This window comes from Chelativorans petroleitrophicus (assembly GCF_025398195.1).
Classification (GTDB): domain Bacteria; phylum Pseudomonadota; class Alphaproteobacteria; order Rhizobiales; family Rhizobiaceae; genus Chelativorans; species Chelativorans petroleitrophicus.
Window position 1 is genome coordinate 234319 of the sequence record NZ_JAODNV010000006.1, and the last position, 14927, is coordinate 249245.

Genomic DNA, 14927 nt, shown 5'->3' on the forward strand with positions numbered 1-14927 from the left:
GACAAGTGCTGTGGGGACGGCCTTTCATGTCTATTGGGGAATTTGCATCAGACGATGTCCGGTGGCCTGCGCGCGACCGCGACATGGAATCACCATTCAACAGGTCGGTGTTTTCTGTTCTTGAACGGATCGAATACCGCGTCTGCGAGCGCGGGGAGGACCTGGAGGCAATCTACCGCCTTCGCTACGATTCCTACCTCGCCGCAGGCATGGTGCGTGAAGACGCGGCGCGAATGGTGGAGGATCGCTACGACGAGCTTCCGAACTCCTACCGGTTCGGCGTCTACTACGACGGCGTTCTGGTGAGCACGCTGCGCCTGCACTATGTGGATAGCGCATTTCCGGTATCTCCGAGCAGCGAAGTATTCGGGGATATTCTGGAGCCGCGCATCGCTCGGGGCGAAACTTTCGTCGATCCAAGCCGGTTTGCCGCCGCGGCGGAATGGTCGAAGACGCTGCGCGTGCTTCCTTACGTCACGCTGAGGCTCGCGATGCTTGCCTGCAAGCATTTCTATCCCACCTATTGCCTCACGGCGATCAAGGAAGAGCATTCGGCGTTCTACCGGCGGGTCTTCAGGTCCGTACCCGCCGCTGGTGTTCGCAGCTATCCCGGATTGACGGTGCCGGTGCATCTGCTCCAGTCGAGCATCGAGGCCAATCTGGAAGGAATCATTCAGCGTTTTCCCTTCTTCCGCTCGACGGCGTTTGAACGCCGCATGCTCTTCGAGCGGCCGAAGAAAGGCGAGCTCGCGCCGCTGACAATTCTGCCGACGGCGCGCTATTTCAAGCAGGCGGCCTGATTGATCGCCTCACCCAGCACCGCGGCAGGGTGAGGCGCGGAAATGCTCGCGGCAGGCCGGGAAAGGGAATCGACATGGTTGACATTGCCCTCGCTCCGCTGGTGGCGCTGATTGCCGGCATTCTGATCCTCGTCATGCCGCGCCTGCTCAACTACATCGTCGCCTTCTATCTCATCATCGTCGGCTTGATCGGCCTGTTTCCGGGGCTTCTCGGCTGAACCCGAATCTTTGAAGGCCGCAGGGCGGCGGAGGAGCTGTTGCGCTTCATCGCCTGGCGAAGACCTCATTTTCGGCGGCGATCGGCCGTTCGCCGGCTGATATTAGCGCTAGGCCCCGCAACCGCCTGGGCATAGCGCCGCCATGCGGCCATGCGCCCATTGCCCTTCACCGGTGTTTTCGCTATTCCCCTTTGCCAGTTTTCTTCCAAGGGGTCATGCGATGGCAGAGAAACAGCCGGATGCTCCGGCCGAGACGGGTGCGATAATGGACTACGAAGAGCACGAGCGCACCTATAAACTCTTCCTGACGATTGCCAAATACGCCTGTCTGGTGGCGGCGGCTTTGCTGATCGCGATGGCGTTCGGCTTCTTTACATCAGCCGGGTTGATTTCCAGCACCATCCTTTTCCTCCTCATCTGCGCCTTGGGTTACTGGATCCTGGGTTAGGCGCCGGGCCCGCGTCCCGCGGGCCTTGAGCGAGGGGGAGGGCCAAAGACGAGGGTTTGAACGTGGGACAGAGCGTATTTGTGCCGAAGGAAGGTGCTGGCGAACCGCGGGTGGCGGCCTCGCCTGACACCGTGAAGCGCCTGACGGCGCTCGGCTTCGATGTGGTGATCGAACAAGGCGCAGGGCTCGGCTCGCGTATCCCGGACGAGGATTTCGCTGCCGCTGGCGCCCGAATCGGTAAGGCGGCGGACGCGGCAAAAGCCGATATCGTGCTGAAGCTGCGCCGGCCGACCGCCTCGGAGATCGCGGGCTACCGGCGCGGTGCCGTGGTCTTCGCCATTATGGATCCTTACGGTCACGAGGCTGCGCTGGAGGCGATGGCCAAGGCGGGGATCGTCGCCTTCGCCATGGAGCTCATGCCGCGCATCACGCGCGCGCAGTCCATGGACGTTCTGTCCTCCCAGGCAAACCTTGCGGGCTACCGGGCCGTTATCGACGCGGCGGCCGAATATGACAGGGCGCTGCCCATGATGATGACGGCGGCTGGCACGGTGCCCGCGGCCAAGGTGTTCGTCATGGGTGCCGGCGTTGCCGGGCTGCAGGCGATCGCCACGGCGCGCAGGCTGGGTGCTGTGGTCACCGCCACCGACGTGCGGGCGGCGGCGGGCGAGCAGGTGGCCTCCCTCGGCGCCAAGTTCATCATGACGGATGCCCTGAAGGACGCCTCGGGCGAGGGCGGCTATGCGCGGGAGCTGACGGAAGAGGAAAAGCGCGCGCAGGCCGAACTCGTGGCCGATCACATCGCTAAGCAGGACATCGTGATCACCACCGCGCTCATTCCCGGACGGCCGGCGCCGCGGCTGGTGACGGCGGAGATGGTGAAGTCCATGCGCCCCGGTTCCGTGATCGTCGATCTCGCGGTGGAGCGCGGCGGCAATGTCGAGGGCGCGGTCGCGGGTGAGATCGTCACGACCAGCAATGGCGTGAAGATCATCGGCCATGTGAACGTGCCGGGCAGGGTCGCCGCGTCCGCGTCGGCCCTTTACGCGCGCAACCTCTTCGCCTTCCTCGAAACCATGGTCGATAAGGAGAAGAAAGAGCTCTCCATCGACTTCGAGGATGAGCTCGTCAAAGCCACTTTGCTGACACGCGACGGCAAGGTGGTCCATCCCAATTTTGCCCGCGCAGCAGCAAGCGCAGAGGCCCTGGCGACCGATTCCGACATCGTCAAGGCCGCCAAGGGCACGGAGCCCGGTCTGGAGGTGCCGCCTGGCAAGGCGCCGGCCCGCAGAGGCACGCGCAGGAAGTCTGCCGGGGAAGATACCGGCGCGGCGCCGAAGCGCACGCGAAAAAGCACGGCCGGAAAGAAAACGTCCGGGGGAGAGGGCTGATGGAACCCAGCATGATGGAACAGGCGCTCGAACAGCTCGAGCGTGCGACGGCAGGAGTTCGCGCCGCCTTTGAAAACATGGAGGCCGAGGCCGCGGCCGATGCAGCGAGCGCGCTGGCACACGGCGCGACGGGCGGGGCGATCGACCCCTTCATCTTCCGGTTCGCCATCTTCGTGCTGGCGATCTTCGTGGGCTACTACGTGGTCTGGTCTGTCACGCCGGCGCTGCACACGCCGCTGATGGCGGTCACCAACGCGATCTCCTCCGTCATTGTCGTCGGCGCGCTGCTGGCGGTGGGCATTTCGGCGTCCGGACTTGCCACCGGCTTCGGCTTCGTGGCACTCGTGCTCGCCTCGGTCAACATATTCGGCGGCTTCCTCGTCACCCAGCGCATGCTCGCGATGTACAAGAAGAAGGACAAGTGACGTGAGCGCCGATCTTGCTGCCTCCCTGTACCTGATTTCAGGCATTCTTTTCATCCTGGCGCTGCGAGGCCTTTCGCATCCCACCACCAGCCGGCGCGGCAACATCTTCGGCATGGTTGGCATGGCCATCGCCGTCGTCACCACGCTGCTGCTCGCCCGCCCGGGCTTTGGCAGCCTTGCGCTCATCGTGGCCGGTCTTGCCGTGGGTGGCGGCGTGGGGGCCTACATCGCGCGCCAGATTCAGATGACCAAGATGCCGCAGCTCGTCGCGGCGTTTCACAGCCTTGTCGGTCTGGCCGCCGTTATGGTTGCGGCCGCCGCGCTTTATGCGCCGGAAAGCTTCGGCATTGGCACGGTCGGCGCCATTCACGCGCAAGCGCTCGTGGAGATGTCGATCGGCGTGGCTATCGGTGCGATCACCTTCACCGGCTCGGTCATCGCGTTCCTGAAACTTGACGGGCGCATGTCCGGCAAGCCGATCCTGCTGCCCATGCGCCATCCCGTGAATGCCGTTATCGGCATAGCGCTTCTGGTCCTCATCGTGATGCTCGTGACGGGCCAGAGCCCGACCGTCTTCTGGCTCATCGTGGTCCTGTCGCTGCTGCTCGGCATCCTCATCATCATTCCCATCGGCGGCGCGGACATGCCGGTCGTGGTGTCCATGCTCAATTCCTATTCGGGCTGGGCGGCCGCAGGCATCGGCTTCACGCTGGGCAATCTTGCGCTCATCATCACCGGCGCTCTGGTCGGCTCCTCGGGCGCGATCCTGTCCTATATCATGTGCAAGGGCATGAACCGCTCGTTCATTTCCGTCATTCTCGGCGGGTTTGGCGGCGAGACGGCAGCGGCAGCGGCGGACAACATCGACCGTACGGTCAAGCAGGGTTCCGCCGAGGACGCGGCCTATCTGATGGCCAATGCGCAGAAGGTCATCATCGTGCCGGGATACGGCATGGCGGTGGCGCAGGCCCAGCATGCGCTGCGCGAGATGGCCGACAAGCTGAAGGAGAAGGGCGTGGAGGTGAAGTACGCCATCCACCCCGTCGCCGGCCGCATGCCCGGGCACATGAACGTGCTCCTTGCGGAAGCCAATGTGCCTTATGACGAAGTGTTCGAGCTGGAGGACATCAACTCCGAGTTTGCGCAGGCGGACGTGGCCTACGTGATCGGCGCCAACGACGTGACGAACCCGGCAGCACGCGACGATCCCTCCTCACCCATCTTCGGCATGCCCATCCTGGAAGTGGACAAGGCCCGAACCTGCCTCTTCGTCAAGCGCTCGCTGGGTTCAGGCTATGCCGGTATCGACAATACGCTGTTCTACAAGGACGGCACGATGATGCTCCTTGGCGACGCCAAGAAGATGACGGAGGACATCGTCAAGGCCCTGGATGCGTGAACACAAGAATAGCAATCAGCCCTTTCGAAGTTTCACGATATGAAAGAGGCTGGCGCAGAGGGGGAGATGTTTATCTCCCCCTTTTTGCTTATGCCTGTTTCGCTGCGTCTGGCGTCTGATGTCTTGCAAGGTAGGTCTTCAGCGGAGCGAGCATTGGGCGGTGGCGCGAAGGAGTTTTCATATAGCGCCCTGCGGAGATGAATGTTTCGCTTACCTCACCTGGGTCGGCTATCTTCCTGTACCAGCTTGGCTCCACAAGAATCTTGCTTTTCGTGATCACAGCCTCAGGCCGGACTGGGAACAGGGTGCCAAATTCGCTTGTTGCTCGAGGGATCGATTTGAAGTCCTTGTACTTAATAAGCGTTCTTTGCGTAGCTTCACGATATTTCGCTTTCCACGCATCCTCCGTCGCTATGATCGGCCGTGTGAAATCGAACTCGCTGAATTGTTCGGCTGTTAAATCAACAACGTAATCCATGCCGTCTTTACTGGCGACAACCACGAAATGATTCTTCGGCATGTCATTGTACGCGTTGCTCCATAGATACATGCCTCGAATTTTCGTGTCATAACCCGCCTCACTAAGTCTGGATGTCAATGACTCAAGAACAGCTTCACAGCCTTCCTTGGGAGAAAGACGATATTTGTCCAATTCCTTGATGCCCTCGACTAGTTGGTTGATTTTGGCGATTTCTTCCTCTCCCTTTGCTTTCTTTAGCGCAGTTGTGGCCAAATCAACCATCGAAGATGATCCGCTGTTAGATACAAATGCAGATGAACTATCACTGTATAAATTATTTCCCGCGTTGGAGGTAATATCGTCAAAACTCTTATTTGAAGATGAGAGCCTTTTTATGCTCTTCCCTCGAATTTCGGCAAACTTGGCCATCCGGCCACTTTTCTTGATCGCCTTGCCTTCGACGGCAGCTTTTGAACCAGTCCTCAATATGGCAGATGTTGCGCTCTTCGAGGCGGCCGCATTCGTTAGAGCTTTTGTGCCTCTCGCTGCTGCGTACCCTAGAAGATCAGCATATAGATCTATGACCGCTTCAAGGGCCGCCTCTTTGTAATTGCCCTGCTGGGCCGCGATAATTGCATCGTAAAATGGAACGACGAGGCCGTCTAAGAACCTTATCTTCTCTTGCAGGCTGGTTGCCTGATATGCGTAAGGTTTGAACCTACGGAGAGTATCCTCGAAAATCTCGGCATTGCTCCGTACGACCGCATCATGAACAGTAACATTCGTGAGCTTAGGAGCAATGAAACGAGGATCATGATGAGTATAATCGGAGGATCCGACACGCTTCTCGATCGAATCGATATCAAAGAATAGGTTAAGGTGGGATGTCATCCACCTTTGGCGCTCTTCGTGTTTGTTGCCTAGGACGATGATGCTATCGCAATGCTTTGGAGATACTGCGAAGTATTGAGGCCCGTGCTTCTTATGCACACGAGTATGTAACCCCTGTTGCTGTTGCGGAAGCTGAACATGGGTGACCCCATATACCGGGCGCGTGTATGCTTTATGTGGACCCGGATAACATCGGCTTTGTCGTTTTCTTCAATCCCGTGTTTCGAAAGTTTCTGCAGGCATTCATAAGAAAATCGACCGCTGGCTTCGGAGAAATATTCATAAAAAGCTTCATCAAATGATTTATCTAGAGGTGGAAGTTTGTCTAATGCATTGGGATGTATCCGAGTAATGAAGGGAAAGGTGAAAGTTTTGTATTCCATGTAAAGGTCGATCAGGGGCTTATCGCCTGATGGTGCAACTCCCCCGACGAACGCTGGTTGAAGGTCTGTGAAAGTGTAGTTCTTTTCAGGGTCAAGTCCTTCATTTCTGAGTATCTCTCTGCCAATCTCCTTGCGCGTCGGCATCGCCAGAATCGTATCTGCTAGATATGGAGGTTCGGCACATTTTCCGCGGCGAGTTTCCACGAGGTTGGGCCCGGGTTCATCCTGAAGATCAGACGTCAATTCCACCCCTGTCTCGTTTTTGGGGGCGTGAGGCAATTTCCCCTCGGGCATATTGCTGCTTCGAGCGCTTATCTCTTCACGGGCATGTGCTGCGTGCTGCAGGGCGAGCAGCGTGATGAAAAACAATGCCCATCGCGCGGAATTTTCAGAAGATGAAGCTTTCGGCATGGCTTTTGTATGCCGTTGAGCACGAGGCCTTCCAGCTTTGAAGGCGTTGCTTTTCTCAACCAGACGGCGATGCTTGTCGAGTTCGGCTGGAATCGTATTGCTGGCTACCGCCGGCCGATGCAGGCTGGCATGCGGTATTTTCATGATCTATCACCAGAAGAGGATGGAAGTGCCACGCGCAATGTGGGACGAGGGGCTTGAATTCTTCGATGGCTGCTGGAAGCCATTTTCTGATTTTAGGCTGGAATAGGCCGAAGAGCTCTTCGGCTTTTCTGATAATAGGAACGGGCGCGGCGACCGGTTGCCCCTTGGATGGGGCAATGCAGCAATCAGTGCTGCGAACAGGCGCGGTTAGTCTTTAGGTTGTCGAACCGTGGACTGCTCAGCTTCGCGATGCGACTGTTGACGCATTCCGCGTACGCGCCAGACCCTCGCGTGCTGGTATGTAGTCGGGGTCCAGGCTTGCCGCGCGCGCGTAGGACCGCGCAGCCTTGTCCGGTTCACCGCGGCGTTCGTAGACCAGAGCCTGGTTGGCCCAGCTTTCGGCAAGGTTCTCGTCGAGCCGGATCGCCGTGTTGAAATCGGCGAAGGCGTTCTCGTCGTCGCCCAGGGCGAGATAGGAAATGCCCCTGCCGTTGTAACCGTATGGCTGGGAGGGCGCGAGCGAAATGGCCTTGGTGAAGTCCTCGATGGCGAACTGGTGTTGGCCGCTCGCCTGGTAGAGCAGGCCGCGCCGGTGATAGGCACGCGGGTCCGTCGTGTCGAGCTGGATGGCACGCTCGAAATCCCGGAACGCTTCCTGCGTCCGCCCGGCCAGGCGGTAGAGCTCGCCACGGCCGATGTAAGCCACGTCATATCTCGGATTGAGCGTGATCGCCTGATTGTAGTCCGCAAGCGCGCTTTGCTGGTTGCCCATGTAGCGGTGGATCAGCGCCCGGTTGGCGTATGCGCGGTATGAAGTCGGATCGAGCGCGATCGCCCGATTAAAGTCCTCCAGCGCCTCGCGGTAGCGGCCGGCGCGGCCATAGGCGGAGCCTCGGATATTGTAGGCTTCCGGGTCGTTGGGGGAGCGTTCGATAACGGCCGTCAGCGAGGCGATGTTTTCTTCAGAACCTTGCGCCGTGTCGATGTGCGTGAGATCCGTCAGCGAATTGGGGGAACTGGCGCAGGCTGCCAGCAGTGTCATCGCCCCGAGGGCCACTCCGGTCCATGCCCGCCGGCGGATGTCGTTTTCAGCGCAAATCACCTTTGCCATAAACTGCCCGTCGCTCCCGTTTTCAGATCCGGCTCCAGGCCAGACTCCGTAACCGCAACAAAAAAGGTGGCGGCGATTCTTCCATCGCGCCACCTTGGCGATACAAACGGCAGAAAGGGACGAAAAATGGGCGCTCAGCGCGCCGCCGTCCTTCCACCGCCCAAGAGCCCCTCGCGCTGCGCGCGCTTGCGCGCCAGCTTGCGAGCGCGGCGAACCGCCTCGGCCTTTTCGCGCGCGCGCCTTTCGGAAGGCTTCTCATAATGCCCGCGCATCTTCATCTCGCGGAAAATACCTTCGCGCTGCATCTTCTTCTTGAGCGCGCGAAGCGCCTGGTCGATATTGTTGTCGCGGACGAGTACCTGCACCTAGGTTTCCTGTCGAAAGCGTTGATCGGCACGGCCGTTTCAGGCTTGATGCGCCCAACGGCCAAACTCCCGCGGGGAAACTTCCGCCGCAGGTAGCGCGCGCTGATAGCAGAAACTGGCGCTTTTGTCGAGATGCTTAGAAGACGTAGGTTTCCATCTTAAGGCTTAAAGCCGCACGCGTGTTGCCCGCAATCCACGCCGCCCGCCGGCATGGGGTGGTAGCCGCTTGGCGCAAAGCGGCAAGTGCCGTCGCAATCAGCGCAAGGCGTTCGACCCACTTTCGATAGTGATGAACTTGGTCTACTGCCGGGTGGCCGGGTCGAGCAGGGGTAGCGGAAACTGATGAAAAAATATTCCGTCTTCGCCATCGCGCGTGAGGCGCTGCGCGGGCACCGGGGCTGGCCGGAACAGTGGGGCTCCCCCGAGCCGAAGAAGGCGTATGACGTCATCATCATCGGCGCGGGCGGACATGGCCTTGCCACGGCCTACTATCTCGCCAAGGAACATGGCATCGCCAATGTCGCCGTGCTGGAAAAGGGCTGGCTCGGCGGCGGCAACACGGGGCGCAACACCACCATCATCCGCTCCAACTATCTCTATGACGAGAGCGCCGCCATCTACGACCACGCGGTGAAGCTGTGGGAGGGGCTTTCCCAGGAGCTGAACTACAACGTCATGTACTCGGCGCGCGGTGTGATGATGCTCGCTCACAATGTGCATGACGTGCAGGTCTTCAAACGGCACATCCACGCCAACCGGCTGAACGGCGTCGACAACGAGTGGCTTACGCCGGAAGAGGCGAAAGCCTACTGCCCGCCGCTCAATATCTCGAAGGACGCGCGCTATCCCGTTATGGGTGCGGCCCTTCAGCGCCGTGGCGGCACGGCGCGCCACGACGCGGTCGCCTGGGGCTACGCTCGGGCCGCCTCGGCGCGCGGCGTCGACATCATCCAGAATTGCGAGGTGACCGCCATCCGGCGCGGGCGCGACGGCGCGGTGACGGGCGTGGAGACGACGCGCGGGCCAATCGCGGCGAAGAAGATCGGCGTCGTGGCCGCGGGCCATTCCTCCGTTCTCATGCAGATGGCGGGCGTACAGGTGCCGCTCGAATCCTTCCCGCTGCAGGCACTGGTGTCGGAACCGGTGAAGCCGGTTTTCCCGTGCGTCGTGATGTCGAACACGGTGCACGCCTATATTTCCCAGTCTGACAAGGGCGAACTGGTCATCGGGGCGGGCACGGACCAGTATACGTCCTATTCGCAGATGGGCAGCCTGCACATCATCCAGCACACGCTCGATGCTATCTGCGAGATGTTTCCCATCTTCACGCGCATGAAGATGTTGCGCTCCTGGGGCGGCATCGTCGATGTCACGCCCGACCGCTCGCCGATCCTGGCCAAGACGCCGGTGAAAGGGCTCTACGTCAACTGCGGCTGGGGCACGGGCGGCTTCAAGGCAACGCCGGGTTCCGGTCACGTCTTCGCTCATACCATCGCGCGCGACGAGCCGCACCCGATCAACGCGCCCTTCACGCTGGAGCGCTTCCGTACCGGCCGGCTCATCGACGAGGCGGCGGCTGCTGCCGTGGCGCACTGAGGTTTCCGCATGCTTCTGATCTACTGTCCCTATTGTGAGGAAGAGCGGCCGGAGCTGGAGTTCCGCCACGCCGGCGAGGCGCATATCGCGCGGCCGGCAAACATCGCGGAGATTTCCGACGAGGAATTCGAGCGCTATTTCTTCATCCGCTCAAATCCCAAAGGCATCACCTTCGAGCGCTGGCGGCACATCCATGGCTGCGCGCGCTTCTTCAATGCCGCGCGCGATACCGTTTCCGACCGGTTCCTCGTCACCTACAAGGCCGGCGAGCCGAAGCCGGATTTGGGGACGGAGGCGCATCGCCCCTTGCAGGCTGCGCGCGACAAGCGGAGGGGCGCATGAGCCAGTCTTTCCGCATCGCGGGCGCCGGGCGGCTCTCCGCGGCCGAAACGCTCTCTTTCACCTTCGACGGCAAGGCCTATGCGGGGCTTGCAGGCGATACGCTGGCTTCCGCGCTGCTGGCCAACGGTGTCCACCTTGTCGGGCGGTCCTTCAAGTATCACCGCCCGCGCGGTATCCTTTCCGCTGGCGCTGAGGAGCCCAACGCGCTGGTCGGCATCCATCGAGACGAAGCGCGCAAGACGCCGAATGTCCGCGCGACGGTGCAGGAACTCTATGAAGGGCTTACGGCGGTCTCGCAGAACCGCTGGCCTTCGCTTTCCTTCGACCTCGGTGCCATCAACAGTCTCGCTGCGCCGCTCTTTTCCGCCGGCTTCTACTACAAGACCTTCATGTGGCCCCGCGCGGCGTGGGAAAAGCTTTACGAACCGGCGATCCGCCGCGCGGCGGGGCTCGGCACGGCGCCAGACAAGCCGGACCCGGACCGCTATTCCAACCGCTTCGCCCATTGCGACGTGCTCGTGATCGGCGGCGGCGCTGCGGGTCTCTCCGCCGCGCTGGCTGCCTCCGAGTCCGGCGCCAGCGTCATCCTGGCTGACGAGCAGGCGGAGATGGGCGGCGCGCTGCGCTTCGAGGCGGGCGCGGTGATCGACGGCAAGCCCGGCTGGGAGTGGGCGCAGGAAACGGTGGCGAGACTTGCCGCGCGCGGGAATGTCCGTCTGCTCACCCGCACGACCGGCTTCGGCTATTATGCCCAGAACATGCTTGGCCTGGTGCAGAGGCTCACGGATCATCTCGCTTCGCCCGATCCGGACGCACCGCGCGAAAGGCTGTGGCAAGTGCGGGCGAAGCGCGTGGTGCTCGCCACCGGCGCCATAGAGCGGCACATGGTCTTCCCTGACAATGACCGGCCGGGCATCATGCTCGCTTCCGCCGCGCGCACCTATCTCAACCATTACGGCGTTGCCGTCGGCCGCAGGGTCGCCGTCTACACCGCGGAAGACTCCGCCTATGCGGCGGCATTGGACCTCGCGCGGAAAGGCGTCACAGTCGCAGCCCTGATCGACCTGCGCGCCTCGCCTGAAGGCCCGCACGTGGAGGCTGTTCGTGCCGCAGGCATAGAGGTTCTGGCGGGCCACGCCGTCACCGGCACCGAGGGGCGCTTGCGCGTAAGGCGCGTCTGTGTGTCGGCCCCAGACCGGGGTGTTCACCGTGAGATCGAGGTTGACGCGCTCCTGACCTCTTCCGGCTGGACGCCCGCCGTCCACCTCTTCTCCCAGTCACGCGGCAAGCTGGCTTTCGATGAGGAAACTCAGCGTTTCCTTCCCGGCCAGTATGTGCAGGATGCGGTGGCCGTCGGCGCCTGCAACGGCACGATGGATCTGGCCACCACGGTCGAGGAAGGCCTGCGCGCGGGCGAAGCAGCGGCCAGGGAAGCGCACGGCGGACGGACAAGGAAGCTGAAGCTCGACGCACGCTCAGCCGAACGCTGGTCCGCCGGCATGGCGGGTGCGGCTCCGGGTGCGGGGGCCGGCATGGCTTTTGTAGACTTCCAGAACGACGTGACGGCAAAGGATATCCGTCAGGCCGTGCGTGAGGGCATGCGCTCCATCGAGCACGTCAAGCGCTTCACCACCACGGGCATGGCGACCGATCAGGGCAAGACCTCGAACCTTCATGGTCTGGCCATCGCCGCGGAAATGCTGGACAAGCCCATTCCAGAAGTTGGCCTCACCACCTTCCGCCCGCCGTACACCCCGGTCACCTTCGGCGCGCTCGTGGGGCATGCGCGTGGCAAGCTGTTCGAGCCGACGCGGCGCACGCCCATCCATGCGTGGGCGGAAGCCCATGGCGCGGTATTCGAGGATGTGGGGCAGTGGAAGCGAGCCTGGTATTTCCCGCAAGCGGGCGAAGACATGCACGCCGCCGTCGCCCGCGAGTGCCGGACTGTGCGGCAGGCGGCGGGCATTTTCGACGCCTCCACGCTTGGCAAAATCGAGGTGGTGGGGCCTGACGCCGCCCGCTTCATGGAACTGATGTACACCAATCCATGGGAGAAGCTGGCGGTCGGGCGCTGCCGCTACGGCATCATGCTGCGCGAGGACGGCTTCATCTACGATGACGGCGTGGTCGGCCGGCTGGCGGAGGACCGTTTCCATGTGACGACCACGACGGGCGGCGCGCCGCGCGTGCTGAACCACATGGAGGACTATCTCCAGACCGAATTCCCCCATCTCAAGGTGTGGCTTACCTCCACCACGGAACAATGGGCGGTGATCGCCGTGCAGGGCCCGAAGAGCCGCGACATCATCGCGCCGCTTGTCGAAGGCATCGACATTTCCGACGCCGCCATGCCGCACATGTCCGTGCGGGAGGGCAGGGTGTGCGGTGTGCCGGCACGGCTCTTCCGCGTCTCCTTCACCGGCGAGCGCGGCTTCGAGATCAATGTGCCCGCCGATTACGGCCAGGCCGTCTGGGAGGCGGTCTGGGCGGAAGGGCAGAAGCATGGCGCCTGCGCCTACGGCACGGAGACCATGCATGTGCTGCGTGCGGAGAAGGGCTTCATCATCGTCGGCCAGGACACGGACGGCACCGTGACGCCCGATGACGCCGGCCTGGCCTGGGCGATCGGCCGGAACAAGAAGGATTTTGTCGGCATACGCGGGCTGAGGCGCCCCGATCTTGTGGCTCCCGGGCGGCGGCAGCTTGTCGGCCTGAAAACGGTCGATCCCAAGACGGTGCTGGAGGAGGGAGCGCAGATCGTCGCCGACCCGAACCAGAAGGTGCCGATGAAGATGATCGGCTTCGTCACCTCCTCCTACTGGTCGGAAAATTGCGGCCGGTCCATTGCGCTGGCGCTGGTGGAAAACGGGCGCAGCCGCATCGGCGAACATCTGTTCGTGCCGATGCCGAACCGGGTGATTGAGGTGGAGGTCACCTCCACCGTCTTCTTTGACGAAAAGGGAGAGCGCGTCCATGGCTGAGGCCGCCCGCCGCATCCCGCCGCTTGAAGGCCGCTCTTTTGAGGGTCAGGGCATCGCGCTTCTACCCGCCCCGCCGGCAAGCCGCCTTTCGCTCCGCGCGCCCGAAAGTTCGCGCCCGGCCTTGTCGAAGGCGCTAGGCCTCGATCTTCCAGCAAAGCCGAAGTCAACTGCTGCGAACGGCGCGCGGGCGGCGCTCTGGCTCGGGCCGGATGAATGGCTGGTGACCGACGAGACAGGCGCGGATCTTCCGTCGGTTTGCGCCACGGTCACAGCGCTTCATTCCGCAGTCGATATCTCCCACCGCAATGTGGGCATTCTCGTTTCCGGCGCGCGCGCGGAGGACGTGCTCAATGCGGGCTGCCCGCAGGATCTGTCGCTCGCCCGTTTCCCCGTGGGCGCCGCCTCGCGCACGGTGCTCGGCAAGGTGGAAATCGTGCTGTGGCGCACCGGTGCGGAGGCCTTCCGGGTCGAATGCTGGCGCTCGTTCTCCGACTACGTTTTCAGTCTTTTGGAGGCGGCGGCTCGGGAAAACTGACGGCTGCTTGCGCGGCGGGAACCTGCGGTGCCGGAGGGCGTTTTCAGACAAAGGGAGATGACCATGCCGCCCGGCAGCCGCAAGATCCGCACGACAAAAACATCGGAACAGAAACTGCCACCCGCCGAGCTCGAGGAGAAATTGGTGGAAGGCCTGAAGGATACCTTCCCCGCCAGCGATCCGGTGTCGGTGACCCGGGCCACGCGCACCGGCGCGCCGGGAGAGCTTGCGAGCGTCACGCCCACAGCGGATCACGGGCACGAGCGGGACGGCGAGCTGGAAGAGGCATTGAAGGACACCTTTCCGGCCAGTGACCCCATCTCGCTCCTGTCGCGGACGCGGGCAGGGTCGCCCGCCCGGCGAGGGCCGCAAAAGCGCTGACCTTGTTCACCTCGCCATGAACCGGCCCATGCTCCGGACCGGCTTCATTCCGAGTCCTGTCGGGGCTTGTCAGGCATCGCCAAGGTGAGCCAGCGCGCCGTGAGCGCCGGCTTGACGGCATTTTCGATCTCCACCGTCACGTCGTAATGCATTTCCACGATGCCGGAAGGGCGCACCTTCATGTCCGCCAGCACGAAGCGGGCGCGGATGCGCGCGCCCGACTTCACGACATTCAGAAAACGGATGCGGTCGAAACCGAAATTGACTCCCACGCTTCTGCCTTCCAGCGCGGGCACCGCATCGAAGATCATGGTCGAAAGCAGCGACAGGGAGAGAAAACCGTGTGCGATCGTGCCGCCATAGGGCGTTTCGCGCGCGGCCCTCTCCGGATCGGTGTGAATGAACTGGTGGTCATCCGTGGCGGCGGCAAACTGGTCGATCATCTCCTGCGAGACGGTTCGCCAGCTCGAAACGCCAACCTCCTTGCCGACGAGCGCCTGGGCGTCCTCTACTGCAATCGTACGCTTGTGCAAAGATCGTGCTCCGTGCGTGCTGTCCGGTACCGGACCGTACCTGCCCGCACAGATACAGGCTCATATCGCGGATGTCATGAGGGATTACGAAGCCTGCCTCGCTCCACGTACGG

At 62.1% G+C, this 14927-nt stretch carries 16 protein-coding genes; 11 read left to right on the forward strand and 5 right to left on the reverse strand.

Going from position 1 to position 14927, the window contains the following annotated elements:
• Window positions 1–83: 83 nt before the first annotated feature.
• The 6 genes from NYR54_RS05875 to NYR54_RS05900 all read left to right on the forward strand — a co-directional run bounded on the left by NYR54_RS05875 (window position 84) and on the right by NYR54_RS05900 (window position 4681).
• On the forward strand, window positions 84–800 hold the full coding sequence (locus NYR54_RS05875) for an N-acyl amino acid synthase FeeM domain-containing protein (RefSeq protein ID WP_261514666.1): 717 nt from the start codon (window positions 84–86) through the stop codon (window positions 798–800).
• A gap of 74 nt (window positions 801–874) precedes the next feature.
• Window positions 875–1018, forward strand: coding sequence for a DUF3096 domain-containing protein (locus tag NYR54_RS05880; protein ID WP_279327414.1), 144 nt, complete (start codon window positions 875–877; stop codon window positions 1016–1018).
• A gap of 220 nt (window positions 1019–1238) precedes the next feature.
• Complete coding sequence (locus tag NYR54_RS05885) at window positions 1239–1466, forward strand: aa3-type cytochrome c oxidase subunit IV (protein WP_261514667.1); 228 nt, start codon at window positions 1239–1241, stop codon at window positions 1464–1466.
• A 62-nt stretch (window positions 1467–1528) separates the two neighbouring features.
• Window positions 1529–2857 (forward strand): Re/Si-specific NAD(P)(+) transhydrogenase subunit alpha, encoded by a 1329-nt coding sequence (locus NYR54_RS05890; protein ID WP_261514668.1) that lies wholly within the window; start codon window positions 1529–1531, stop codon window positions 2855–2857.
• Complete coding sequence (locus tag NYR54_RS05895; protein WP_261514669.1) at window positions 2857–3282, forward strand: proton-translocating transhydrogenase family protein; 426 nt, start codon at window positions 2857–2859, stop codon at window positions 3280–3282. Before NYR54_RS05890 ends, NYR54_RS05895 begins: the two co-directional genes overlap by 1 nt.
• Window position 3283: 1 nt before the next feature.
• Entirely contained in the window at window positions 3284–4681 is a 1398-nt protein-coding gene (locus NYR54_RS05900) for an NAD(P)(+) transhydrogenase (Re/Si-specific) subunit beta (protein WP_261514670.1), read from the forward strand.
• Window positions 4682–4769: 88 nt separating this feature from the next.
• Here the strand turns inward: NYR54_RS05900 and NYR54_RS05905 are convergent, their stop codons facing one another.
• The 4 genes from NYR54_RS05905 to rpsU all read right to left on the reverse strand — a co-directional run bounded on the left by NYR54_RS05905 (window position 4770) and on the right by rpsU (window position 8446).
• On the reverse strand, window positions 4770–6032 hold the full coding sequence (locus tag NYR54_RS05905; protein ID WP_261514671.1) for a hypothetical protein: 1263 nt from the start codon (window positions 6030–6032) through the stop codon (window positions 4770–4772).
• A gap of 29 nt (window positions 6033–6061) precedes the next feature.
• The gene (locus NYR54_RS05910; RefSeq protein ID WP_261514672.1) at window positions 6062–6970 is read right to left on the reverse strand and encodes a hypothetical protein; all 909 of its coding nucleotides are present in this window, start codon (window positions 6968–6970) and stop codon (window positions 6062–6064) included.
• Between the two features lie 238 nt (window positions 6971–7208).
• Window positions 7209–8081 (reverse strand): tetratricopeptide repeat protein, encoded by an 873-nt coding sequence (locus NYR54_RS05915; RefSeq protein ID WP_261514673.1) that lies wholly within the window; start codon window positions 8079–8081, stop codon window positions 7209–7211.
• Window positions 8082–8215: 134 nt separating this feature from the next.
• A complete protein-coding gene (gene rpsU / locus NYR54_RS05920) occupies window positions 8216–8446 on the reverse strand; it encodes a 30S ribosomal protein S21 (RefSeq protein ID WP_261514674.1) in 231 nt (76 codons plus the stop codon).
• A 342-nt stretch (window positions 8447–8788) separates the two neighbouring features.
• Here rpsU and NYR54_RS05925 point away from each other — a divergent pair, with 342 nt between their 5' ends.
• The 5 genes from NYR54_RS05925 to NYR54_RS05945 all read left to right on the forward strand — a co-directional run bounded on the left by NYR54_RS05925 (window position 8789) and on the right by NYR54_RS05945 (window position 14281).
• Window positions 8789–10042 (forward strand): sarcosine oxidase subunit beta, encoded by a 1254-nt coding sequence (locus tag NYR54_RS05925; protein ID WP_261514675.1) that lies wholly within the window; start codon window positions 8789–8791, stop codon window positions 10040–10042.
• A 9-nt stretch (window positions 10043–10051) separates the two neighbouring features.
• Entirely contained in the window at window positions 10052–10384 is a 333-nt protein-coding gene (locus NYR54_RS05930) for a sarcosine oxidase subunit delta (RefSeq protein WP_261514676.1), read from the forward strand.
• Complete coding sequence (locus tag NYR54_RS05935; RefSeq protein ID WP_261514677.1) at window positions 10381–13365, forward strand: sarcosine oxidase subunit alpha; 2985 nt, start codon at window positions 10381–10383, stop codon at window positions 13363–13365. The genes NYR54_RS05930 and NYR54_RS05935 overlap by 4 nt, the downstream gene beginning before the upstream one ends.
• Complete coding sequence (locus NYR54_RS05940) at window positions 13358–13900, forward strand: sarcosine oxidase subunit gamma (protein WP_261514678.1); 543 nt, start codon at window positions 13358–13360, stop codon at window positions 13898–13900. The genes NYR54_RS05935 and NYR54_RS05940 overlap by 8 nt, the downstream gene beginning before the upstream one ends.
• Window positions 13901–13963: 63 nt before the next feature.
• On the forward strand, window positions 13964–14281 hold the full coding sequence (locus NYR54_RS05945) for a hypothetical protein (protein WP_261514679.1): 318 nt from the start codon (window positions 13964–13966) through the stop codon (window positions 14279–14281).
• 44 nt (window positions 14282–14325) lie between these two features.
• On the opposite strand, the gene NYR54_RS05950 is transcribed toward NYR54_RS05945, so the two are convergent.
• Window positions 14326–14814 (reverse strand): MaoC family dehydratase, encoded by a 489-nt coding sequence (locus NYR54_RS05950; RefSeq protein WP_261514680.1) that lies wholly within the window; start codon window positions 14812–14814, stop codon window positions 14326–14328.
• Window positions 14815–14927 lie beyond the last annotated feature (113 nt).